Source organism: Dyadobacter subterraneus (assembly GCF_015221875.1).
In the GTDB taxonomy this organism is placed as follows: domain Bacteria; phylum Bacteroidota; class Bacteroidia; order Cytophagales; family Spirosomataceae; genus Dyadobacter; species Dyadobacter subterraneus.
Map to the genome: position 1 here is coordinate 373,988 of NZ_JACYGY010000001.1, position 25,022 is coordinate 399,009.

The following is a 25,022-nucleotide window of genomic DNA, read 5'->3' on the forward strand; positions in this document are numbered from 1 at the left end:
GTATAAAGGGTGTGTTGTAGTCTGTTGATGATCGTTTTTGTTAATGGAAGTGAGAAAATTTGTTAATGTGTGTATAATCTGATTCAGGGATAATTGGATAAGATATTGCAGATGGATCGTGCTTGCATTGAGATCCATCTGCAACGGCTGATTAATTCTTCAAGATGGTTTTTGAAAACCTGGTCCCGTCTTTCAATGTGATCGTTACGATATAAGTGCCAATTGTCAAATTTGCCATGTCAATGGAAGGTTTGATCATACCCTCGTTGGTATATACTGCCACTCCTGATTGATTATAAACAGCTATCTTTTGGATCTTTTCAAAACCTATATTGTCAATGTTGAGCTGCGCGGCTACCGGATTTGGATACATTCTAATACTTACTGCTTCCAGCGAAACAGAACGGATTTTACTATAAGCAAAACTTTCATCCAGATCGGTCATCTTTAAGCGGTAATAGTTTGTACCAGCTGCCGGGTCTGTATCTGTGAAATTATATTTTGACAGGGCACTTGCATTTGTTGCAGCAGGCAGCTGTCCGATTTCATTCCAGGTGCGTGCGTCCGTGCTGCGCTCAATACCAAAGTAGGAGCTGTTCATTTCAGCTGATGTCATCCAGTTCAGCTGTACCTGTGCTTCAAATCCTTTTACATCAAAGCTCACCAGCGTTACTGGTAAAGGCTTACTCCAGCTAAGCACATAGGTTGCCGGGGTTGGATCAACAACTCCGGCTGCGTCAACGTAGGCATATTGAAATTGTGTTGAAGTACTGCCCAGCGAGGCTGGTATAAATTTAACCTGCAACTTGGATGGGTCAAAGTTTGGGATCGTTATGCCGGACGTAACCAATACATTATTATAATATAGTTCAGCATTGGCAGGTACGCTCGTAATCTTAACAGATTTACTGGTCAGCACACCACCCGCCGGTAAGTCTTCCGGGTCACTTCCCGACAAGACTGGCGGGTTTGTACCACCGTTCAGGGTAAGGAATTGGTTTAGGATTGGCTGACTGATCACCGTTGTTTTAGGGTCACTATTTGGCTGCTGTTCGATACCAAAGTTGGCAGTGCTGACATTGATATTGGAAGTAGTCAGAGTAATAATTCCGGTCTTGTTGGCCGTATTGGGTGTTCCATTCAGGTTAACCCCGGTGTTTACCCATCCGGCGGGAAGGTCAGATGCGCTTAGGATCGTGTTATTAGCCTGACTGGCCTTGGTCAGTATGATCGAATATACTGTATTTGGGGGCACGTTAGGGAAATTGTACACACCCGTTACAGCATTTACCGGCACTGAAGCAATTACTGCTCCTGACGCATTTGTTAAATTGGCAAATAATCCTCCGGCATTCGTGAAAAGCTCCGAACCATCCTTGCTTGCCCCTGCATTGGCATCATTCCATATATTTCCTCCTACTGATATGAGGGCATCGGAGAATGGTATTGTGATGCTCCCCGGGGTAGGATCTTGTACGCCTGCATTGTCTACCGCTGCTATTGGCAGTACCACAGTTACTGCTCCGTCTACCGGATCAACCCGGACGGTCACTGTGGGTGTACCAGACGCATTCGTAGGAATGCCACCAGGGTAGGCAGAATTGATTGCTGACAGGTTTGCATATGAAATTCCATTGATCACGATGCTTGTTACGTTTGCGGGGAATGACGTAATCTTGATAAAACTCACAATTCCGGGCGCAGGATCACCTGTATTAGGATCTCCATTTGTGCTCGTAGTAAAGGCAGTTGAAGGAATAGTGACTGTATTGGTACCGCCCGGATTTGGCTGAGCCGCCAGGGAACTGATGGCAGTTTGCGGTGACTGCTCGATCCCCATGTTGCCATTGGGCTTATCTGTATTTGTATTTGCATTCAATATGGTATATGAACTTACGATGCCATTGGCAGTGCCATCCGGAGTAGTACCTGTTCCGTTGGATGACTCTCCGGTACTGACATAAGCTGGCGGTAAATTCAATAAATGAACTGTATATGTGCCGGTCTCTATGTAAGAAATATTATATGTTCCATCAGCATTTACATTTGTTGTTGTACCTGAAACAATATTACCTGCCCCATCATACAAAGCAACTTGTAAGCCACTTACAACCGTAGTATTAATAGCTGTTCCATTTACAAGGTTATCAGACAAACCATTTACATCATTTAAAATAGTGCCTGAATAGACTATCGGACAGGACAGTAACGAAGCCGTATATACATTAAAGTCATCAGAAAAACTTTGCGGATCTGTGGCGTTAGAACTTGGCACAAATGATACGTCAAAATTTCCCGAATTTGGAATATTGCCTGGTAGTTTAATTTCAAGCGTGTAGTCGACCTTTGAGCTTCCATTTGGGGTAATATTATAAGTATATGATGCAGCTGAACTATTAGAAGCGTTAACAGCCCCATTGAAAAAACTTATACTGCCGGCGCCTGTTGTGGCGGTTCCATTGGAAGTGGATATCACAGCATATAAAGTACCTCCATAGCTGATTCGTAAATCAGATTGGTTACCATCATAAGGAAAATTAAGCGAGTTTCCATTAAAAGCAGCGAAGCTCATACTAAATGTTGCTCCTGTACCTTTCAGGTTAACGCTTGTTACAGCTTGCGTAAATGTTTGTGTATTGTTATTATCGCTAAAATAAACATTATCGGTCCCTCTGTCAATGTTACCGGATCCACTGCCCACCCAACCATTTTGAGTGTATGTCGCCATCGGTACATTGGCACCCGGTCCTGAAACAAGCCTTGCAAACGTTGTGGTTTGAAAACGCTGAATAGTAGCACAAGTTTGTGCACTAGAAATAGTTGCGCTTGTAGCTAATGCAAATAACGCAACAAATAAATATGGTTTGAATAAAGTTCTCATTCTATGTGTAATAAGATTAAAGTTATCGGATAAATTTTTTTTTGTGATAACGGGCCTGATACAGTTGGTAGAAGCCGCATATATAATTGTCAGCTTAATTCTTGGGATTTAAACAGCCTGACGACCTGGGGATTTTCCAGCGCATCTTTTAGGTCAACCAGATTGGAAATGTTTAGTTTATTGAACAGTTTCTTTTTAATGGCGTAGATTGTTGTAGCCTGCCGCTGTATTTCTTTCGATATTTTTTCTACTGTAAAACCACTAATCAGAAAATTGGCAATTTCAAATTCACGTGGTGTCAATTTTATTTGGTTTCTATCGGATGGATCTTGGGCAGTTGAAACCCACTTGGGTAGTAATAATTCCAGTACGTCATTACTGACGTAATTTTTTCCATTTTGCACATCCAGGATGCATTCTAAGAGATCACTTATATCAGAACCTTTACTTAAATACCCGTTGACACCGGATTTGAAGAATAACAGGACTTTAAAAACGTCTGGATTTTCATCATAAATGATTACTTTGGCTGCCGAATTTTTCTCTTTTAATTTAATAATAAATTCACATTGCTTGCTGGGAAGCTCAATCATATTACCGACGATGAATAAATCCGGGGTTTTATCACAGACTTTATTAAAATGATAAAAACTCTCGAACTCTTCGATCGATATTTTACTAAAATTGTTTTTAATAAATATTTCAAGACCAGCGCGGACAATGGGATGTTTATCGATGACTGCAATCGTTTTCATGCACTTATTGGTTGATAAAATAAAAGCGGGCAATTACCTAATGGCCAGCTTTTATTATTTCGATGAACTTTTATAAACTGACACTACAAATGTCCGGCGTTTATCATCAACTGGCAATCACTCAAAAGAGGGTATTTTTCTACCTAAAATGAGTAGAAATATACTACGATTGTAGTATATTGTTTTCTTGTTTCAACACCTACCTTTGTCTTAAAGTTAGATTCCTATGTATACCAGCGTCGAAATTCCGGTTACCAAGATTATGCTGCTAGATGATCATGTTTTGGTGGCAGAGGGATTTAAGCAGCTTCTGCTAAAAATAGTGCCGCAGGGTTCTGTAATTGATATTTTTTCATCTATTGACCGGGCAAAAGAGAGTTTGCAGACAGGTGAATACAGGGTGGTCATTACGGATCTGATCATGCCGGGACAAAGTGTAATGAACTTCATTCCCTTTTGCAGAAAGAGTTATGCGGACATCATTATTTTGGTCGTTAGCAGCGTGATGGATACCACCAGCATAAGGTCATGCCTGGCTGCGGGAGCCAATGGTTATGTCAGTAAAGCGGTCGATGCCCGTGAAATCAAACTTGCGCTGGAATATACCTATAACGGCAGAAAGTTTGTGAGCAGCGATCTTAGCGGAAAGCTAGCTGATAGTATCTTATCGCTTGAAAGTACGACCCTGACCAGTAAAGAGCTTGAAATAATCCGGTTGATCGCAGCTGGGCACAAGACAAAAAATGTGGCTGAAATGCTCTTTGTGAGCCCGATTACTATCATGACCCACAAAAGAAATATCATGCGAAAGCTAAATCTTCACTCTGCAACCGAGCTGGTAAAGTATGTGTTTGAAAACAATTTGGTTTAAGCAGTAACATGGATGCGTGCCGGGTTTGCAACCGGTTCTGTCCATTATATGATAGCACTATGAAGTATTATTCAACCGATCATTTCGAAAATAGCAGTTGCAGGACAGCTGCCGAAAGGATAATGAAAACATGGATTCCATGCCTGGCCCTGGTGTTTAGTTATTTCTCTTGTATCGCACAAGTTGAACGGGCCAGCATGAAGCAGTGGGAAACCATAGCGGCGCAGCATAAAGCCGGTAAACTTAATGATACGCTTTATCTGGTCAAAGCACAGCTTTTAACCGAGGAATCATTTAAGGATCCGGCTCTGAAAGACAGGCTTTCGCTTTACCGTCAAATTGCATGGAGTGATACTGCCTACCGGCCATTCCGGGTCAAATATTTTGCTTTTTTGGCAAATCACGCTAGCCTTGTCCATCAGGAGGGCTACGCGATTTACTACCTACAAAAAATGGAAGAAGAACTCATGCAAATAAAGCCTTACGTGAGTTCTTTAAATCAGCCAAGGCTGCTTCTTGGCATTTACGGTGATAACGAGCAGACCAATCTTAAAAGACGTATAGCAATCATCGATAGTGTTATGCCCATTTTAAGATCGTTGCCGGGGAAAATCTCCCAGCAGTCGGTGCCAATAAATACCTGCTTAAACGCTTTTACCATTCTAAAACATGCTGCCCAGCTTTATCTTGCCAGGAAGGATACTGTCAAAGTTCTTGGGCTCGTTGGCTTATCACGGAAAATATGGAATCAGTTAGACAAAAAGAAAGGACTTGATAAGGGTAAAACAGAGCAGTGTCAAATGTCCCTATATCTGATCGAGTATGCCGGTGCAAGGGCTTTATCGGAACCAAACAGGGGAAGAGAAATATTAAAGAATGCCTATCAGGAAATCACGGCCCAAAACAGCCATATAACCCCGTTATTTAGAAGACCGTTTGAAAGGACAATTCTCGGCCGGCTGATTGATTTTTACATCGACCAGAATCAAAAGGACAGTGCAAATTATTACTTCAACAAATTCAAAAATACAGTAGCGTCCTATAAAAAGAATGAGTCCGGAGACGGGACCAAGTTTTTGTTGTATTCCGGAAAGGTCCAGGCCATGAACAGAAATTACCTGGCCGCTTACCAGAATACACTTCACGCCTATGAATTAAACGATTCGATTATTTCGATTAAGATAGCCGACATCCAAAACAATATGTATGCCAGCGTGGTTTCCGAACAGCGCAGTGAAGCATTGGTGACAGCAGGAAAAGAAAAACAAAAGCGCAACCTGATTATTTTTATTATTTCTGCCGCATTAATCATCACTATAACGGTCTTTGTACGAAGACAAAGGATCGGTGCTGCAAAAGCGGAAAGGCAGATCGATGAGCTCAATAAAACGACCCAGATCCAGATCGCCGAACTGGAAGCGGCCAACAATCTGGTTCAGAAGAGGATGGGGATGGAACTTCACGACGACATTGCAGGAAGGCTTGTAAATATTTGCAATTTCATCGAAACCAAGACCTTTGAAGAAAACGATCCTGAAAAGAAGAAAACTCTTGAAACCCTGGCAGAAATGGCCAAAGATGCATATCTGAATACCAGGTCAAAAAGCCACGAGTGGTATTTTAAGGGTTTGGAAGATGGGAAAATCGGTTTTTCTCAGCGCATTATACAAATTGTTGAACAGGCGCTACCAGTAGGAAAATATGAAAAGCAAATTGAAATAGATGACGACTCTTTAGAGCACATATCTTCGCAAATTCGCATTCACATCTTGCGGATCATCCAGGAGGCGGTAGCAAATATTCTAAAACATGCACGTGCCAGCAAGGTGAAATTATTTATATACGAAGAAGATGGCTCCATTGCTCTGCAAATTGCCGACAACGGCAGAGGCTTCAGCGTTTTATCAAAAAGAAAAGGACTCGGGTTGCAGTCTCTGCAAAACAGGATAAAGGAAATGGGTGGCTCGCTTGAAATTGACTCATCAGGGCAGGGGACGGACCTTTTATTTGTCATTCCTTTGCTTAACCAGTAATATGATACGGATCATTAAGTAAGGGAAATTTTTTATCAGATAGTTACTTATGAATGCATAAGGTCAGAAACTAATAATTTGAGAAGGTAAAAATGGCGCAAACACAAAAATGAGATTACAAAAATTTATAATCTCATTCTGAATCACTATTAAATAACAAAAGAAACTCGAAAGAATAGTTTATAACTGTTTTAGTGCACAGCCTCATATTTATTCTTCTGATCTGCTAAGACCTGTTCTTACTTTTCTTTCTTTATGACTACGAAGTGTAAGACGTGCTTTCAATGGTGGATCTTCATTTTTATTCTCTCTTTTATGTCGCGCCGTTTTAAAAGGAACTTCCATCTCGGATTCAAAAGCTAATGTGTTATCCTTATTCGTGCCTTTTAGATCTTCAAAAGCACGGATCGAAGCTTTTCGCCCCACATGGTTTTGTGGTCTACTAGAATTGGAATCGCTCATTGCAGCTAATAAGGTTAAGTTTTAATAATAACTGTGTTTTTGATTAAAACTATTTCACGCTTCAAAATATATTTTATTTTGAATGGCAAAAGTTAGATTTTTAATAATTTCTCTCTCTCCTGTTGTTTTTAGAATTAGTGAATCTAATTTCGATTGAAATATTTAATACAAAATTGAATATTTTAATAATTGCATAAAAGAGCCATTTTGCTACTTCTGTGTAAATTTTTAGCTACGTTTTGATCAACTACAAATATCAAATTCTATAATGTTCGCGATAGTCTGTAAGTGTCCCTAAAACTCAGACAATCTGAAAAGACATAAAATCCTAATTACCTTGAAACTGCAGACCGTTGGGAAATCTCACTAATACCGCCGTTTTTGCGGACAGTTATTTGTTTTTTAGCCATCTGTGATCTGCTTTATACTTTACAAAATCACCAAATAAGCCAAACCAACATTGGGAGCGGGTAGTATGCTCTGGTGCGCGATGTCGTAATTGGTTTAATGGAGCTTAACCCAGCGTTTCTTTAAAACCAAGAAGTGGTACCGGAAAAAAATCAAAAAATATAAGCAGGTAAAAGGAGGGTAAAACTCCTACCTGCTTGAAACCCACCAAAGCAACCACCTAACATTGCGGTATCAAACAAAAAAACGCTATGTTATGGAACAGTACTCATTTGATCAGCTGCCACGCGCAGTTTCCGAGCTTCATCAGAAGCTTGACGTCCTTCAGGATCTTATTTTGGAATCACGGCAGGCAGTGCCACCCGCCGTTGAGCTGATGACTATCACACAAGCCGCTGAATTTCTTAATCTTTCGGTGCAGACCCTGTATGGTAAGGTATGTCACAAGGAAATTCCTGTCAGCAAGAAAGGGAAGCGGCTTTATTTCTACAAGTCTGAATTGGAAGACTGGATCCGCTCAGGGAAAAAGAAAACCTTGGCAGAGTTAAAACAGGAGTTTCCAGCTATGGTCAGGACTGGTAAGGGGAAATTACGGTAAACCATCAATTTTTGTCTATTTATGTCAGCTAATAACTATCCGTTAAACATGCCAGGCAGTTATATACGGGTGCAGACGGGCTATTACAAAAAGTGTTTGCAGCCTACTGTCAACAAAGAATTCACGGAAATGTGGATACCATGGTCGTCTGAAATGCTCCGACAGGATCTTGAACCAAGCCAAATCAAAAAGATCAAAAAGTTTGACGGTTTCTGCTGTGTTCCGGATCATCTGGACTATAAAGAAATCGTCGGCAACTTTTACAATCTTTATCACCGGCTCGATGCCCGACCACAGCCAGGTGAGCCTGTGGCTACTCTTGGATTTATTAAACACATATTCGGTGAACAGTTTGAGATCGGTCTGGATTATTTGAGTCTGCTCTACCAACGGCCAACGCAGAAACTGCCCGTTTTGTGTCTGGTATCCAAAGAGCGAAAAACTGGAAAGACCACCTTTCTGAATTTTCTCAAATTGATTTTCGGAAAAAATATGACTTTTAATGGTAACAGCGACTTTCGCTCACAGTTTAATTCTGACTGGATGAATACGCTTATCATTGCGGTAGATGAGGTGCTGCTGGATAGAAGAGAAGATTCTGAAAAGATAAAAAACCTGAGTACGGCAAGAAACTCAAAGGTGGAAGCGAAAGGAAAAGACCGGAAGGAAACCGAGTTCTTTGGAAAGTTTGTATTATGCTCAAACAACGAGGAAAATTTCATTGTGATTGATCCTGCTGAAACACGCTACTGGATTCGTAAGGTTCCGGTATTGCCTTCGGAAAATATCCACCTTTTGGATATGATGGCCAAGGAAATTCCTTCTTTTCTATATTATCTGCTATCCCGGAATTTATCAGTTCCGGTGCCGTTGACCAGAATGTGGTTTTCAGAAAGACAAATACGGACCGAAGCACTTATGCGGGTGATCCGAAATAACCGTAACCGACTGGAAACAGAAATGCTTTTCATTCTCCGTGAAATCTTTGAGAATACTGGCACTAACAAGCTGGAATTTACCAACAAAGATATGCTGGAACTCTTGAAGCGGAATATGCCGCGGTTGACAAGACAACAGATTTCCAATGTCCTTCAGAATGATTGGGGGCTGCGGCCGGCACCCAATAGTTTAAACTACCAAACGTATTTGTACAACAGTGCTAATGATTTGGTTAGTGTACATTCTACTGGGAGATATTACAGCATTTCCATGAATTGGGTGAGTCAAAAGTTTGATGAGAACACCTAAAATGGAATCTAAGTGATTAATAGTCAGCTAACAATTTACTCATCAAAGTATTTGATTCTATGATGAGGTTTGATGAGTACGATGAAAAAACTCATCATTGGGATTATATCTGATGAGTTTGTGATGAGCCTATAACTGTATTATCTATCAGATAATTAAACGTATTTCTCATCATCTCATCAAAAATATGGTTGCCACCAGGCATCCTAAAAAGTCTTTGTTTTTCAAAAAAGATAAAACCATGAATATCAATCAACTAAACCAGATGCCGATTGAGGATTTTCTGGAAAGGGTCGGCGTTGTCGCCAGCCATAAAAAGGGGGAGAATTATTGGTACATTTCTCCAGTTCGCGAGCCTGAGCATACACCTTCCTTTAAAGTAAATACAAACATTAACCGTTGGTATGATTACGGAATACAGCAGGGCGGAAAACTCTTTGATCTGGCTCAAAAGTTGAATCCACATCTGGATGCCACAGGTCTGATTGCAAAGGTCAGCGATATCTTTATGTTTGAACAGCAACCTTCTTTGACTCATTCTTTCACGCGACATATATACCCGGACGTTCAACTAGAAAAACCCACTTCACAGGCTATTGTAATCAGTGAAGTAAGACCACTTGGCAGTAATAAAGCGATTACTGAGTATCTTCAAAATAGGGGAATTGATTTTGGAATTTCCAAACTGTACTGCCGGGAAGTATACTATCAGATCGAGGATAGAAGATACTTCGCAGCAGGTTTCAAAAACAGGTCTGGCGGATATGAATTGCGAAGCCAATATTTTAAGGGCTCATCTTCTCCCAAGGATATTACGCATATCGAAAATGGTAACCGATCGATTTGTGTACTGGAAGGTTTTATGGATTTTTTATCCCTTCTGACGCTGAGGAAAGAAGAGCCGATCCGTAGCGATTTTCTGGTATTGAACTCTGTTAGTTTTGTGGATCGCAGTATGGATATTTTAAAAGATTACAAAAATGTCTTTCTCTATTTGGATCATGATAACGCTGGCAGAAAGGCTTTGGGAAAATATGAAGCAGCCAATCTTAATATCATTAATGCTTCCAATACTTATCAGAAATTTAAGGATCTCAATGAATATTTATTAGACCTACAATCAACACAACAGGAGTCAAAACAAAGCCGGACTTTCAAAAAAGCCCGGGGCTTGGGCCTGTAATTGTCTTCAGGGAGCAAGTTTGTGTTTTCGCTTCACGAAAACCCGCCCTGCTCTGGCAGGACTCAACTTGCCTTTTTCTCCCGTTGGTCAAAAAAGGTTTGAAACAGATTACTCAAAAGTGTGAAAGATATGACAGAGATAAAGGAGAAAAGAGTTTCTAAATCCAAAGGAGGAAGACCGCTCAAGAAGGTCAAACGCGAAAGTCATTTGATGGTCAGGCTGACAGAAAACGAGCGGTTTCTGGTCGAAGAAAAATCAAAAGAAGCAGGCATGCGACCAAGCGAATGGTTTCGTCAGGCGGCAAAAAAAGCAAAGGTAATTGCACGCCTAAAACCAGAGGATGGGGAGTTTCTTAGAATGCTGGCCGGGCTTGCCAATAACCTGAATCAGCTTACGCGGCTGGCGCATAAGGATGGCCTGATCACCGTTCAAAAAAAGTGCCGGGAGCTACTTTTTGAAATTGATGAAGTACTTAAACACCTGAGAAGCGATGATCGGTAAACTCACGATTGGAAGGAGTTTTGCGGGTGTGGTGCGCTATGTCATGCAGAAGCCTGAGGCCAGACTTCTGCATGCTGATGGAGTCAGGGAAAGTAGCATTCAATCTGTGATCGATGATTTTAATACGCAGCGGAAAATAAACCCGGAGCTTAGTCGTGCAGTCGGCCACGTTGCTTTGAGCTGGAGTAAGAATGACATAGAAAAACTTTCACGTGAAATCATGATACAACGGGCGCAAGAATACATGCAAAAAATGAAAATCAGTGAAACCCAGTATTTGATTGTCGAACATCGCGACCGAAATCATCCGCACCTGCATATCATTTATAACCGTGTAGATAACAAAGGTAAAACGATCTCAGACCGGCTGCAGAAAGTCCGGAATCAAAAGGTTTGCAAAGAGATGACGCTCAAACACGGCTATTATCTTGGAAAGGATAAATCACTGGTCAATCGGCACCGGTTAACTGGTGCTGATAAGGTTAAATACGAGTTGTATGATGCCATTACGAAGGCGAGCCAGAAAGCAAAAAACTGGAATGAGCTGGCTGCATTACTTAAAGAGCGAGACATAGGGATCGTATTTAAATATAAATCAGGCAGCCAGCAGATCCAGGGAATCAGTTTTAGTAAAGGCGGTATTAAAATGAAAGGGTCAGAAATTGACCGGGGGCTTAGTTTTGCCAAACTCGATGAAAAGATCCGGCAGAATCAAAATCAACTAATAAACCAGCACTCACAGCCTACTTTGAGAGAATATTCCCCCGGAAGGACTTCGCCTTCTCTGTTTATAGATTCCCGGCCGCCAATATCCAATGATAGTTTGCTTAATGATCTTTTAAAACCGGAGCAAATTTCTGAGGAGCAAACACCATACGAGCTTAGAAAAAAGAAACATCAAAAACGTAAAGGACATAGTTTATGAAAAAGATAGAAGAACAATTAGAGGGAATCGAAGAAATACTTTCTGTACTAATTAAGAAAACATCAGCCATCGAAGGTTTGATCCAGAGGTCAGATCAGGTGCCCGATGCTACAAACAATGACATGATTGCAGAAATTAAAAGTCACGTACTGAAATTGCCAACGGCTAATGTTTTGTTGGGAACGCTTACAGCGATTCAGAAAAACATACAGTTTATTCCAAGGGAAACGAAAGTTGAGAATTACCACCATTTCGATTTGAAGTCAAAAGGATTTATCATCTCTGCTGCAATTCTCTTGATTGTTTCAACACTTTGCATCGGAATGGCAGTCAGTAGTTTCAGGGAAAATTCTCGTTTACAGGCAAGTGATTTAAAGTACCGGATGATTCGGCAGGTTTACCCTGGGATAGGAGCCTGGGCTGATAGCACCTATTTTCGAGATCCGCAGTCCGCTGAATCAGAGACGCAGAAATTAGAAGCGCGAGAGCTTGTTTTGAAGGATGCAGAGAAGCTTTTGAAACAAAAACAACAAGAGACTGAAAATGCTCAGAATATCCTTAAAAAGCTCAGAAAGGAGTAGTTTGGATCAAAAAGGACTGATGCTGCTGAATAATCCCTTTTAATAACTTAAAAGGGTGAATTTGGCATCATTAGTCTGTAAAAGTTTGTGTTTGGCCGTAAAAGTTTACTTTTGGCAAGATTGACATTTTCTAATTAAGCAAGATTGGCTCCAAAGCAGAATTCTGTTAAACTACCAATAATATACCGAGCTCGCCTCTGCTCAGTGTGTTCCAAATGAGAGCTAATCCATTCTTCAATATACTGATTCTCCAGCATTAGCTTAAATTCCTGCTGCAAATAGGATTTAACATTTTTGTCAGCAGAACTCATCTCCTGCCATAAGGTTGTTCGGTGATTGAAAATGTAAACTAAGTCTTCAAAATCCGTACTGGTTCGGCCATCATTACCTCCTCTATTTTTAAATGCTTCAAGCTTGGTGGCAATGAAATATTCCGGACGGAAAATATTAATGTTGTATCCATCCCCAATGTCATACTTCATCGCTGTCTTGAAACCTTGGGGATACCAAATATTGCTAAATCCAAGTATTTTTTCCTCGGTTGGCATAATGTCAACAGTGATCCCTTGGATTTTATACCGGCATATTACTCCTGATTCAATGTCGTTGACAAATCTTTTCGATCTTAACTTTTCCTCCAAACTTGTATAATCCCTGTAGTCTGCTAATTCAATCAGAACGTCAACATCGTCCGTAGGGCGGATTTCTTCTGCTATTCGCTGTACATATAGCGCGACAGTAGCTCCACCAACGAAAATCACCGCATCTTGCAGCTCTTCTAATGCATCATAGACTGCTTTTATTCGGAGTAAATTTTGTCTTTGACTCATTATTTAAGAATTATAATTTTCAGTTGCTCCAAGGCCATTTTTTTCTCCCTTGACCGTCCAACTCTCAGAATATCTATACTTGATAATAGCAGATAAAGCTTCTCATCTTCCAATGCAGCTTGTGGAACCCCCTTATGTAAAGGTTCGATAGATAGCCCCCTGATCGGTCCCTCTTCATATTTCCAAACGTAATCAACAGACCCTGAAAATTGATTTTTGTAAAATGGGTGTGAATGTGCAGTGGGTATACCTGTAACAATTTGCCCCGGTATCACTGGGAATACGTACGAAAAGCCGAATTCTATAAATTCCATAAGGCTAGTCAAACGTAATTTTTTTTTGCTTTCATCAATGAGACCGGCTGTATGACTACGGCTAAGTGATTCCGAAACTTCTGAAATACTTATGTAGAGTTTAGCCGACAGATCTCTATACTGCCAGGCAGTATCACCCAGACTGATGATCTTAAGTAAAATTACTATATCCAAAGGACGCATTCCGTTATGTGCTCTCATGGCATAAAGATACAAAATTGTTTGCTGTTCGCAAATCGCGAACAGCAAACAATAAGAATTATTATTTTCAAATTTTGGGACGAAATTATAGACTTTTATTAGATATTCTTTTTTTGACTATCCAGCAATCTTAGCAGCAATTCATTTTTTTCTTGTTCCGCTTTTAGAAGGCGCTCGTAAAGTTTTTTATTTTCCTCAAGTGCTTCAACCCATTTATCTATTGGATTTATATTAAATGATGGATTGTAGTTTACAATACCATTTGTATCATGGAATGTGTTAGATATGATATTTATGGCTTGCTGTTCATCAAAGTTCTTGATAGCGTCGGCTGGAACCTGTAATATTTTCGCCACTTGATCTAAAATATCCTGTTCTATGGTTTCCTTTTGTTCCAGTAGTGACACCCTTTTTTGAGTCCAATCTTCGCCCAATTCATACGCAAGCCCCTCTTGCTTAATTCCAAGCATTTCCCGGAAACGCTTTACGTTTCTGCCTTGATGTATGTTTTTGGTTGTGTCAGAAGATGAGTTCATACCGTAAATGTAAGAGCTGATAGGTAGATATTAAAGTTCTAAAATAGTCGTTTCTAGCTAAAATTCCCAATTTTAGAATTTTTTAGAAATCTGGTTTAGCTCAATTTTCGGGATGATTTATCGTAAATGACAAAATTATGAGATTCATTTCAGAAGATGATGCAGACGTTCGCCCGCTCTGGATGTCACCACAGGAGATTAATGATCCATCAGAATTCATTCGTCAATTTTGCAAGACGAATAGTATTGTTGATTGCAGATTTTTTCTTTGGCAAATGTTAAGCAATTCCATTTCAGCTAAAAACCCGGATGTAAATGCATCCGCAGGAGAACAGCTTTATTTTTTTGAAAACCTGATGCCTTTTATCGAGGCGGTCTTTTTATTGCAGCATACCGACGCAAAAAATATTCTGAACGAAGGCTCGGAAGATGCAGCAATAGCGGAGAATCTCAACAATTCAGTATCGGATGCAAATTGCACTGTTTCCAACAGTCCCAAGTTTAGCATTAAATTCAAAAAAAGTAGGTTCAAGAAAAAGCAGAGGCATATAAGGAATCATTCAATTTGGTACCGGGAAAAGATAGAGGATCCAATTCAAGTGATCCGCAATTTCTTTGATGCTTATTCACTTATGAACTTCAAAACCTATTTTTATGAAGTATTAAATGCCACATCGGCTGATCATTTTTATCAGAAAGGAAGTCCAAGTGATGTTTTATACAATCTCGAAAGGCTAGAGTCTATAATCAATGTCGCATATCTAATTAATGGAGAGAATTTAGAAGTCACAGATATTGAGCCTAAACCAAGGGTTGAGTGCTCGCTTAAAACAAATTACGAAATATTTTCCTCCATGTTAAGTAAAGAGGAAATGTTAAACCCACAAGAGGTACTACAGTCTTTTTTTAGTTACAAATCTCTGAAAGAGTGGAAGGAGACTTTAATTGAAATCAATGATTTCGCATTAAGTAAACATCCAGCCTATGAATGGGGAGTATGGATTGACGTACTTCCGGTTTTTATACATTCCGTTAAATTGGCCGAAGTATTGTATCTTATTGGAAATAGTCAAGAAAATGACAAGAAGTAAAAGCATCGGTTTATTTTAACTCCATAACATCATATCCGTAATAAGAGGCTTGATAACATTATAAGCTTTTTGTAAAATGGAATTCTATCAGGAATATGCAAATCAAATAGAAATATACAAAAGCCAGGACGGGCAGACACAGATCGAAGTAAAATTCGGAGAAGAAACTGTTAGGCTCAGCCGGAATCAACTGGCTGACCTTTTTAGCCGAGACGTCAAAACGATCGGTAAGCATGTAAACAATGTATTTTTTGAAGGTGCATTAGAGAATGCGGCATTTGTCGCAATATTTGCGACAAATGCCGCAGATGGTAAAGTATACCAGGTAATTTATTATAATCTTGACGTAATAATCTCAGTTGGTTACCGAGTTAAATCGCAGGAAGGAACTCAATTCCGGCAATGGGCAACACATCGTCTAAAAGATTATCTGATCCAGGACTATGCGATTAACGAGAAACGGCTGAATCAAAAGGAGCAAGAAGTACAAACCTTAAAGGATGGAATCCGGATACTGAGCCGGACACTTGAAACAAGGATCGGCGATGCAGATCTTATATTGCTCGACCAATTCGCCAAAGGTCTTGAATTACTCGACGATTACGATCACGAAAATTGGATCCGAAAGGGATTACAACCCGCCAGGCGAAGTATCCGGAGTTGTCAGATTACCGAAACATCATTGAGAGTATGAGAAAGGACTTCGACTCATACATTTTTGGAAAGGAAAAGGATGATAGCTTTCAGAGCTCCGTGGCACAAATTAGTAAAGGTTTTGGAGATATCGAATTCTATCCCTCAATTGAAGAAGAAGCCGCTAATTACTCTATCTAATCATTAAGAACCATTGCAAACCACTGATAAAGCAAAAAAATATATTACATTAGAGATCATCCAATGGAAGTATTTTATACCGCCCATAAAGATTTGCAGCCTCTAACTTTCGTATATTTTGCTCTATGGCTCTTAAACAATACATTGATTTAGATCGTACATTCTATCAGCTAACTAAATCTAATAAAACCGACGAACTAGAAAAAGAATTTGAAAGCACTCTTCCTCTTTTTGAAAGAGGTATTAACTGGGAAGACCTTGTAAATCAATCCAGAGTAATTATACTTTCAGAAGCTGGGTCGGGGAAATCATCAGAAATATATCAAGCAACAAAAAAACTTCGGAATCAAAACTTTCATGCATTTTTTTTAAGAATCGAAGATATTGTTGACAATGTTGATGGATTCGAGATTGGTACTGTTGATGAATTTAATAATTGGTTACAAGGCGAAAAATCAGCTTGGATTTTTCTTGACTCAGTTGATGAGGCAAAGTTGTCAGATCCTAGGGATTTCAGTAAAGCGATTCGGCGTTTTGGTCGAATGATAGAAAGCGGTCTAGAAAGAGCATTTATCTTCATAACGTCAAGAGCTTCATCTTGGTCTCATAAGACTGATCTTGATCTTTGCAATCAATATCTTCCCTTAAATAGCAGCGAAAACTATGATTTTTCCAAGGAATGCTTCAAGGTATACTCTTTGACAGATTTAGATGGAGAGCAAGTCGAAAAGTTTTTGGATGCCAATAATGTTCCTGATAAAGAAAGATTTCTGGCTGAAACTTCTAGACAAGAGGCTAGGATGTTTACAAGCAGACCACAAGATCTTCTAGAATTAATCAGTTATTGGAAAAGACATGGATCAATCGGTTCCAAATATCAATTAATTCAAGATAGTATTGATTGGCGACTGGCAGAGATAGATGAGATTCGCGCTCAGGCTAATTCCATTTCGACCGAAAAACTGAGAGATGGGGTGGAAAAAGTTGCTGTGGCGATGATTCTGATGAAAATATTTACAGTGAGAATTGCCGACGGAACTAATGACTCGGAGGGGATCAATTTAAGAAATGTCCTCCCTGATTGGGATAATAGAGACTGTACAACCTTATTAAGTAGGCCGATTTTTGATGATGCCATTTACGGATCGGTTCGCTTCCATCATCGTTCTGTTCGCGAATACTTAGCAGCGAGATGGTTTTTCAATAGACTAAATGACGGATCGCCAAGATCTCCGGTAGAAAATCTCTTTTTTAAATCTCATTACGGCGTAAATGTAATTGTTCCGTCAATGAGACATATTTTGCCTTGGCTTGCACAGATGGATGAAAAAATTAGGCAAAGAGTCATTGAAATCGATCCACATGCGATATTGGAGGGAGGAGATCCCAAAATGTTTCCAAGTTACATTCGTGAACAATTATTAGATAAGGTTTGTCAGGCTGCTCATGATAGGGGGTCTAATTGGCATTTTAATAATTGGGAATCAGTTAAAAAGATGGCAAAGCATGATATCGGTAATAAGATTAATCAACTATTAAAACGGTATTCGGATGATTCGACGATTATATCACTGCTATTAGACTCAGTTACCTCAGGTGGCCTTGATATATGTCTTCCAGAAGCACTGACTTTGGCTATAAATACAAGTTTAGATAGCCATGCTCGAATTGCAGCTATCAACGTAATAAGAAATCTTGGCGATGATAGCGATATGGGAAATGTCCGGAAGTTTTACCAGTCCAACCTGAATCAAGTTGATCGCTCGTTAGCAAAAGAATTAATAACCGGGCTTAGGGACGACAAAGAAAGCATAAAATGGTTGTTGACTATAATTATCTCGGTTTCAGATGTTGATGATTACCGAATGAGCGGACTCTCACTTCAATTAATCGAGTTTACTAACACACTAGATCTGTCAAACGCAGCAGAATTTGGAAAGGACATTGTGGAAATATTATTTCGCGAGCCATATATAGAAAGTGGGTATTGCAAAATATCCAAACGTCATTCGTGGTTGTTCGATATTGGTATAGCTATCGTTGAACGGTTGCTGTCGAGTAGAAATCCTTTGGCCTTTTACTCAGGTTTTGCAGACTTAATATTGCAAATTCATCAACTACGTCATTACAACGTGATCAGGCGCGATAACAATGTTATTAGTGCCATAGCCAAATGGCTTGATTTTAAACACTATTTGTATTGGCATTGTATCGAAAAAAAACGAAAAAAGCTTATAGACGAAAACATTCGATTATGGTCTTGTTTTCAGATGCTTTTTGTTGATAATGAACTAGATTTCAATGAGGATGATATTCCTTACATATTAGAAAAAATCAATACTAGTGCAAGTCGAGATAATCAGCTAGTTGCTCTAACGCTCTGTTTAAGAGTATACAAGGAAAATGAAAAACCTCAAAATTTATTATGTTGTATTAAAAGAGCGATTGCACAGGACAGTGAAATGAAAGAAGTATTGTCTAATTTTTTACGTCCGCCAAAGCTGTCAAAAGAAGAGCGTGCCTTTGCTACAAAAAGCAAATCATACGAAAATAAGCTGGCAACCAGAGAAAGGAAAAAAGCAAAGATTTTGAATGATGTAGTAAACAAAATCAAATTAAATCCTGACCAGCTAAGGAATCATGGATTTGGAGAAGGGAAAATTTCTCAGTTCCAGTATTATTTATTTGAAAAAACGTCGTCTAAGGGTATCAATGAGTTAAATGATGTTATCAAAACAGATTGGCAGTTACTAATACCAATTATTGGTGAGGAAGGTGCTATTGCCTACCGTGATGGAATAACGTCGTTTTGGCGACAGTATGAGCCAAAATGGTCCACAGAAACTGGAAAAGCTGAATTGGAGGTTTTTTTATTCTTTGCGTTATCAGGACTACAAATCGAAGCCTCCGAGGTCAAAGACTGGCATGATAGTCTAAATAGCGAAGAATTTAATTTGGCCTGTAAATATGCGTTTGCCAATCTTAATGACTTTCCGATTTGGTTTGCCGGCCTTATAAAAAGAAACCCAAAGAAAGTCACAGGACTTATCTTTGAAGAGATTGAACGGGAAGCATCAATGAAAGTGGAGTCTTCAACAATGATCCTTCGGATATTCTATCAACATAAGGCCATTTGGAGTACCTTGGGAAGGGGGTTAATGTTAAGGCTTCGAGAAGAGCAAATCAACGTACATGATGTAGGACATGCAATTCGGATTGTGGAATCACTGGAAGATATTTCCGATATTGAAATTGCTAATTTGGCTTCGGACAAATGTAAAAATTTACAAAAATCAGAAAATCTTTCGATTTGGTATGCAACCTGGATTGGCGTTGATCCTGATAAGGCAATAAAAACATTGACGGTGTATTTGGAGGCATTTGAATCAGTTACCGAGGCCCAAGAATTTGTAATGCAAATGATTTCCTCATTGATGGGAACTCGTGGAAGAGGTGGCGAGGTTCGCAAAAACTTCAAGAATCCTAGGTCACTCAAAGAACTGATTTTGCTATCAAACTCTTACATTAGGCGTGAAGAGGATTTCAAACGAGCTGGTACCGGAGTATATTCTCCGGGACTGCGGGATGAAGCTCAGGATGCTCGTAATCGTTTGGAAACTATTCTCAAAGATATATCTGGAAAAGATTCCTTTTTAGTAATGATGGAATTAGCTCAGTCTCATCCATATGTCCCATATCGTAAATGGATGGTCAGTGATGCAAAGGATAGAGCAACGATAGATTCGGCATTTGCCCCATATTCCGAAACTAATTTTCGGGAGTTTTGCGCTACATTGGAACGAACTCCATCTAATCATAAAGAATTATATGATCTGGTAGTACTTCGTCTTTTGGATTTGAAGGCCGATCTGGAAGATGGTGACACCAGCTATGCATATTCCCTCATTAATGAGCAAAAAGAAACAAGAGTTAGAAATGTCATTGGCGGTTGGTGTAGGGATAGGGCAAATAGTCGATACTCTGTTGCTCAGGAAGATGAGCTTGCAGACGGTAGAAAACCAGATTTGCGATTTTTTGGCAATTCTTTCGATGGGCCGATCTCAGTGGAACTTAAATTAGCAAATAAGTGGAAAAGTGATGCATTGATTGAGCGGTTGGAAAATCAACTTTGTGGTGATTATCTTCGTGACATACGCTCAAGCTATGGAATTTTTTTACTTATAAATCAGTCTAGCGATGCATGGACATTTGGTGGCAAAGCCCTGAATTTCCAAGAGCTCGTTAGTATGTTGGAAGCGCACTGGGATGAGATTTCCAAGGATCATCCTAGTATTAATGATGTCAAGATAATTGGTATCGACTTACTTAAAAGGTCACCATAGTGACTTATCTGTGTAAGCATACATAGGTATGGGGGAGTCCTGAACATTTGGGAAGAAGTCCCCAATTATGGCATTGGATATGACCCCTAGTGTACTAGGTGCGTTCATTTTCAGAACTAGCAGTAAAAATACCTTCTATCACATGACCAACATTAATCAGTTGTCTCTTCATCAAACTATTAAGTAAATTGTACTTTTTTACTAGCCTCATCATATCGGCATTGTCGAGGCAATAATAATACAGTAGCATAAGCTCTGGGCCAGACATTTGAGAATGTATGTATTGACTATACTGAGCGTATTTTTCGACAGCTCTTTTTGCATCTACAATGTCAACGGTACTTGATCTTTCCTGAATTTCGTTTACTTCAAGAAAATTTAGAATATGTAGAATATTTCTGAAATAATGAGCTACAATGTAATGATACTTTTGATGAAAAATTTGGTAGCACAAAATCCCTTTTTGTACAGGCTCAAGTCGACGATAAGTATTCCATTGATCTTTACTTATCCTATAATAAGAAACCGTAAATTCTCTGGAAGCATCAGGCCACAGATGACCATCTGCCTCTTCCGCCTCTTCAGCTGATGAGTATCCGATCGCCGGAAGAGTGGCATAATATTCATAATCATACCGTTCAAATTTTTCCCGATCTAATGCAGATTGAATTCGCCTTAATTCGCGTCTACTAAAATGAAAGAATTCTCTTCCCTTTGCCGAGAATTTTCGTGTTTTCGCGATATGTTCCAATTCTTCAATGACAGCGATATTTGAATTTGTAATATCCTGCTGATTTTTAAGTAGATTAAAAAATACATTTTCGAAATTTTGTTGCCTAAATTCGTTTCGAGTAGCAGTTAATTCTTGCCGTTGCAAGGCCAATTCTTGTTTTTGCATAGATAGGGAATAAATAATTCCTGCGAGCGCTAAACCAGAAAACAATGCATTTACGGCTCCAAATTTGTCTCCAAATGTTCCCCGATTCTCGGAGTCGATAAATTTGTCAATACAAATCCAACTGATTAACCATAAGAGTGTTATTATAAAGGCCCATAAGGCGAATGACTGCTGTGGTTTTTTCAATGGCTTTAATTTTAAACGCGTGAGTAGCTAAATCCTCCTTTTTTTATGTAAAGGTTATGAAATTGTCCTTTTGAAGGCGCTGATAAAAAAGCGTAATAGATATCCTGAGATACTGAATAGTAATCGTAAGTTCCACTTTTAATAAATTCTACGCGCAGTGTACCGGCTTGATCGTCATACCCTATGGCATTTATAGTACTGGATGTAACTTGAATCATTTCCATTTTTTTATATTTAGATTTTTTGTTTTCTCCAATTTGTAATGGCTTGCGGAAAATCCGGTTGAGCAGGCTCTGTCTTATTCCAAGTTTCCGAAGGAAGTGGGTCGCCACTATCTGGACGTGGAGTAACTTCACGAATCGCAACCCTGCTCGGAATTTTTATGGCTTCACCCACTATTATGGCTTCTCCTGTTCTAAGTGATGGTAAGTAATCAGATAAATTACCCGAATTGTCTGGTAAATAAGACCTTATGATTGACTGGTCATCGGAAGTTGTTAGACGTAACGCAATAAACGTTCCGCACTGAGATAAAATTGAAGTGTCGAGATCAGACGGGCGTTGGCTAATAATTACCGCGCCAATTCCATATTTACGTCCTTCCTTGCAAATTCTTTGAACAGCGGATGTAGCATATCCCTGAACATGTTGGCCCGAACCTCCGCGAGGCAGATATGTGTGTGCTTCCTCGTATACGAGTAACAATGGTCGTTGCCTACCTATACCGTCAATTTTGCGTCCCCAAAACATCGTTTCATAGCTGAGTCTGGTAATTTGTCCAACTGCTAAATCAATAATGTTGTATGGAACTCCTCCTAAATCTAAAATTGTAATTGGCTTGTCGTGATTCAACCATGCGTCTAGAAGTGAGTTTAAATCAATGGTTATACCATCATATTCTGCACAATCGAACAAGAAGTCCATTCTATTATCTAAAAGTTTGCCCCTCAATTTCCCCAAATACGAGAGCATGATTTTACTTTGTTCGTAAATAAATGGTGACTGACCACCATTTCCAGGAGGTTTAAACTGCGGCAATTCTAGTGTATCCTTATTGCCAATTAATGGATTGTTATTCTCGTCTAGCTTATAGGAGATTGTAGTGAAGTCATTCTTCGTTTCAACAGTGCAATTTGTTTCTATATACAAATCATACCATATTTTTTTTAAATCAAATGGGATAGGTGAATCAACAGTAATTTGATTTTCCGGGATTATACCATTCAACAATTTGCCAGCATTTTCAACCTTTTGCTTCAGAATTTCTTGTTGAATTCTTAAATCCTGAGGTGTGTCAATTGCTTGTCTTTTGTCAAAAAGTATCAATGCTAATTCGTTATAGGATAGACACCAAAAGGGGATTTTTAATGGATTGTCTCCCCCTATTGAATAGACTTTGCTCAGATCTTTTAAGGCGGTATGATATTCCGAATGTGGATCTATTAAAATAATTTTTGCCTTAGGATAATTTCCTGTGTTAATAGCTTGAAGTAATGCTGATACAGAATTAGATTTTCCGGATCCAGTCGATCCGACCACTGCGCAATGCCGAGTGACAAGTTTATCAATATCTAGTAGGGCTGGTATAGAGTCTGAATTGGCGATGTTTCCAATGTTGATATAATTGACATTAGAAATTTTTCCATAGATGTTTTCAAGGTCCATCTCAGAAACCAAATGAACCTCATCACCTATTGTTGGGAACTGGCTTATGCCTTTCTGAAAAGTTTTAGTTGTTGAGCCCTCGCCTACGAGTTGGATAGTCATCCATCTTGTTCCGTAAGGCAGTTTATCTATCAAGTTTTCAGGAACAGCACTTGCGCCAACTTGTACGATGATTCCATATAAAAATGAAAATCCGAGAGGAACCTTGATGAAGGTACCTATTTGACCAATTCTATATCCATGACCGTCCACATATGCTAATCCAGACAAAGATTCATTCGAAAGCAGAACTTTTAAGGTTGAACCTTTTACGTCTTCTATGGTCCCCAAGAGTGTGGCTTTTCCTTTCATTTTGTTGGCTGATTATCTTGGACAACTAAATGATGCAAAAAATTTCCAAGGTGCTGGAAGTCTCCGAGTTGAAGCTTCCATATTTTTACTGTCTTCGCGGCGTCATTTGGATCTGGAATTTCTTCGGATTGAATGACATTTGCAATGTTATCTTCTGAATTATATTTAATTACTTTCCATTTACCTCTTTTTGTGCCAATAATTGCTTCATCAAGAGCCCATAAGCCAATATTAGGTCTCGATTTTGCCATTGAAATTGCATTAGGATATGCGCTCAATTCTCCAAATAGTAGCGCTATGATCATGGACGATGGGTTAGCGATCAATGCATTAAGCATCGCATCATTAATATGATCATCGTTAAATGAGTATCCTGTTGTGATTAGTACATTTGACTCGTTCTTAACAGATCTTGTTAGATGATCGAGAAGAGCTAAATATGGCATTTTTCGACTCTGATCATATTTTAAATACGAGGGGTAGATAAGAGGTGAATTGATTGCATCAGGCTTAATTCCAGTACTTCTGTGAATTCTGGAACCTGACTTATACCAGTTAAGGGAACCGTGAATTTTCCAAACCCTTGTCCAGTGCTTAGGTATCTGATTATCTTCAACAGCTTTTAAGTCGAAAAATGAATTTCTAGATCCAACAAAGCCATCAAAGTATGGAATTAGTGACTCTTCTAATGCCTGTTCTAGAAGTAGATCATAATTTGTAGTAAAAAGATCAATCGGTTGTTCTCGATCTATCGACGCGATCCAAGCAGATAGTTGATGATAAGGCGTATCACCATTCGGTAACGACACATTAATTAGCTCTACAATTCTTTTGCAAATTACTTTTTCAATATTTGCCAAATTAACCTGTGAAAATCCTCTTACAAGACCGTTGCCTGCAACATGGCTAAGAGCCCGGATGAAACTCAATACTTGTTCTATATTTTCTTGATCTAAACCATCTGAGTTAAGTTCTTGCAGCAGATCTTGGTATCGCAATGGAAGATTTGCCGGTTCATTGAAATGATTGTTGACTTTTTGTGATAGTTCTTTTATTGCTGGAATTAGAGGCCAACTACCAGCCGGCATGGCCACACCCAACGGACAACCGGCAGAAATAAAAAATGATAGCGATTTTTTCCCGTTTGACAAAATTTGGCTCAGGAAATTAATCTGTTTAGAAGGGTCATGGAAAATTTGCATGCAATTCGAGGGAAATTTGAGTTTACTTTACAAGTACTTGAATATTTTTATCTATCGGAAATGTTTCTGAAAATCTTGTGGTGAATTTATTATATGGTAAATCAATTAATGTATTTCTTTGGAAG

General features: G+C 39.2%; 22 protein-coding genes. 12 read left to right on the plus strand and 10 right to left on the minus strand.

The window, feature by feature from the left end; genetic code table 11:
* Window positions 1–151: 151 nt before the first annotated feature.
* Complete coding sequence (locus IEE83_RS01660; RefSeq protein WP_194118906.1) at window positions 152–2,881, minus strand: T9SS type A sorting domain-containing protein; 2,730 nt, start codon at window positions 2,879–2,881, stop codon at window positions 152–154.
* Between the two features lie 89 nt (window positions 2,882–2,970).
* Window positions 2,971–3,636 carry a response regulator transcription factor gene (locus IEE83_RS01665; RefSeq protein ID WP_194118907.1) on the minus strand — a complete coding sequence of 222 codons (666 nt, stop codon included), beginning with the start codon at window positions 3,634–3,636 and terminating at the stop codon, window positions 2,971–2,973.
* A gap of 226 nt (window positions 3,637–3,862) precedes the next feature.
* On the opposite strand from IEE83_RS01665, the gene IEE83_RS01670 reads away from it, so the two are divergent.
* Together IEE83_RS01670 and IEE83_RS01675 are read left to right on the plus strand one after the other, a co-directional pair.
* Window positions 3,863–4,507: a LuxR C-terminal-related transcriptional regulator gene (locus IEE83_RS01670; RefSeq protein WP_194118908.1), complete on the plus strand. Its 645-nt coding sequence runs from the start codon at window positions 3,863–3,865 to the stop codon at window positions 4,505–4,507.
* A 122-nt stretch (window positions 4,508–4,629) separates the two neighbouring features.
* Window positions 4,630–6,540: a sensor histidine kinase gene (locus IEE83_RS01675; protein WP_228101628.1), complete on the plus strand. Its 1,911-nt coding sequence runs from the start codon at window positions 4,630–4,632 to the stop codon at window positions 6,538–6,540.
* A gap of 210 nt (window positions 6,541–6,750) precedes the next feature.
* Here IEE83_RS01675 and IEE83_RS01680 read toward each other — a convergent pair whose 3' ends face one another.
* Entirely contained in the window at window positions 6,751–6,966 is a 216-nt protein-coding gene (locus tag IEE83_RS01680; protein ID WP_194118910.1) for a hypothetical protein, read from the minus strand.
* A 700-nt stretch (window positions 6,967–7,666) separates the two neighbouring features.
* Between IEE83_RS01680 and IEE83_RS01685 the strand changes: the two genes are divergently transcribed.
* The 6 genes from IEE83_RS01685 (at window position 7,667) to IEE83_RS01710 (ending at window position 12,446) form a co-directional block, all read left to right on the plus strand.
* Window positions 7,667–8,008: a helix-turn-helix domain-containing protein gene (locus tag IEE83_RS01685; RefSeq protein ID WP_194118911.1), complete on the plus strand. Its 342-nt coding sequence runs from the start codon at window positions 7,667–7,669 to the stop codon at window positions 8,006–8,008.
* Between the two features lie 21 nt (window positions 8,009–8,029).
* Entirely contained in the window at window positions 8,030–9,256 is a 1,227-nt protein-coding gene (locus IEE83_RS01690; RefSeq protein ID WP_228101629.1) for a primase-helicase family protein, read from the plus strand.
* Between the two features lie 241 nt (window positions 9,257–9,497).
* Window positions 9,498–10,439 carry a toprim domain-containing protein gene (locus IEE83_RS01695; RefSeq protein ID WP_194118912.1) on the plus strand — a complete coding sequence of 314 codons (942 nt, stop codon included), beginning with the start codon at window positions 9,498–9,500 and terminating at the stop codon, window positions 10,437–10,439.
* Between the two features lie 129 nt (window positions 10,440–10,568).
* Window positions 10,569–10,940, plus strand: coding sequence for a plasmid mobilization protein (locus tag IEE83_RS01700; protein ID WP_194118913.1), 372 nt, complete (start codon window positions 10,569–10,571; stop codon window positions 10,938–10,940).
* Window positions 10,930–11,865, plus strand: a complete 936-nt coding sequence (locus IEE83_RS01705) for a relaxase/mobilization nuclease domain-containing protein (protein WP_194118914.1) — start codon at window positions 10,930–10,932, stop codon at window positions 11,863–11,865. Before IEE83_RS01700 ends, IEE83_RS01705 begins: the two co-directional genes overlap by 11 nt.
* Complete coding sequence (locus tag IEE83_RS01710) at window positions 11,862–12,446, plus strand: hypothetical protein (RefSeq protein ID WP_194118915.1); 585 nt, start codon at window positions 11,862–11,864, stop codon at window positions 12,444–12,446. Before IEE83_RS01705 ends, IEE83_RS01710 begins: the two co-directional genes overlap by 4 nt.
* A gap of 134 nt (window positions 12,447–12,580) precedes the next feature.
* Here IEE83_RS01710 and IEE83_RS01715 read toward each other — a convergent pair whose 3' ends face one another.
* The 3 genes from IEE83_RS01715 to IEE83_RS01725 form a co-directional block, all read right to left on the minus strand.
* The gene (locus IEE83_RS01715) at window positions 12,581–13,276 is read right to left on the minus strand and encodes a nucleotidyl transferase AbiEii/AbiGii toxin family protein (protein ID WP_194118916.1); all 696 of its coding nucleotides are present in this window, start codon (window positions 13,274–13,276) and stop codon (window positions 12,581–12,583) included.
* Complete coding sequence (locus tag IEE83_RS01720) at window positions 13,276–13,791, minus strand: hypothetical protein (RefSeq protein ID WP_228101630.1); 516 nt, start codon at window positions 13,789–13,791, stop codon at window positions 13,276–13,278. Before IEE83_RS01720 ends, IEE83_RS01715 begins: the two co-directional genes overlap by 1 nt.
* A 98-nt stretch (window positions 13,792–13,889) precedes the next feature.
* A complete protein-coding gene (locus IEE83_RS01725) occupies window positions 13,890–14,327 on the minus strand; it encodes a helix-turn-helix domain-containing protein (RefSeq protein ID WP_194118917.1) in 438 nt (145 codons plus the stop codon).
* A 137-nt stretch (window positions 14,328–14,464) separates the two neighbouring features.
* Between IEE83_RS01725 and IEE83_RS01730 the strand changes: the two genes are divergently transcribed.
* The 4 genes from IEE83_RS01730 (at window position 14,465) to hyoA (ending at window position 20,595) form a co-directional block, all read left to right on the plus strand.
* The gene (locus IEE83_RS01730; RefSeq protein ID WP_194118918.1) at window positions 14,465–15,418 is read left to right on the plus strand and encodes a hypothetical protein; all 954 of its coding nucleotides are present in this window, start codon (window positions 14,465–14,467) and stop codon (window positions 15,416–15,418) included.
* A gap of 76 nt (window positions 15,419–15,494) precedes the next feature.
* Window positions 15,495–16,112 carry a virulence RhuM family protein gene (locus IEE83_RS01735; protein WP_228101631.1) on the plus strand — a complete coding sequence of 206 codons (618 nt, stop codon included), beginning with the start codon at window positions 15,495–15,497 and terminating at the stop codon, window positions 16,110–16,112.
* Window positions 16,109–16,252 (plus strand): hypothetical protein, encoded by a 144-nt coding sequence (locus IEE83_RS32795; protein ID WP_228101632.1) that lies wholly within the window; start codon window positions 16,109–16,111, stop codon window positions 16,250–16,252. The genes IEE83_RS01735 and IEE83_RS32795 overlap by 4 nt, the downstream gene beginning before the upstream one ends.
* A gap of 125 nt (window positions 16,253–16,377) precedes the next feature.
* On the plus strand, window positions 16,378–20,595 hold the full coding sequence (hyoA, locus tag IEE83_RS01740) for an NACHT domain-containing antiphage protein HyoA (RefSeq protein WP_194118919.1): 4,218 nt from the start codon (window positions 16,378–16,380) through the stop codon (window positions 20,593–20,595).
* 94 nt (window positions 20,596–20,689) lie between these two features.
* On the opposite strand, the gene IEE83_RS01745 is transcribed toward hyoA, so the two are convergent.
* From IEE83_RS01745 to IEE83_RS01760, 4 genes are read right to left on the minus strand one after another with little or no spacing between them, the layout of a single operon-like run.
* Window positions 20,690–21,679: a putative phage abortive infection protein gene (locus IEE83_RS01745; protein WP_194118920.1), complete on the minus strand. Its 990-nt coding sequence runs from the start codon at window positions 21,677–21,679 to the stop codon at window positions 20,690–20,692.
* Between the two features lie 11 nt (window positions 21,680–21,690).
* Window positions 21,691–21,903 (minus strand): KTSC domain-containing protein, encoded by a 213-nt coding sequence (locus IEE83_RS01750; RefSeq protein WP_194118921.1) that lies wholly within the window; start codon window positions 21,901–21,903, stop codon window positions 21,691–21,693.
* Window positions 21,904–21,913: 10 nt separating this feature from the next.
* Window positions 21,914–23,695, minus strand: coding sequence for an ATP-binding protein (locus tag IEE83_RS01755; protein WP_194118922.1), 1,782 nt, complete (start codon window positions 23,693–23,695; stop codon window positions 21,914–21,916).
* On the minus strand, window positions 23,692–24,897 hold the full coding sequence (locus tag IEE83_RS01760; RefSeq protein WP_228101633.1) for an SIR2 family protein: 1,206 nt from the start codon (window positions 24,895–24,897) through the stop codon (window positions 23,692–23,694). The genes IEE83_RS01755 and IEE83_RS01760 overlap by 4 nt, the downstream gene beginning before the upstream one ends.
* Window positions 24,898–25,022 lie beyond the last annotated feature (125 nt).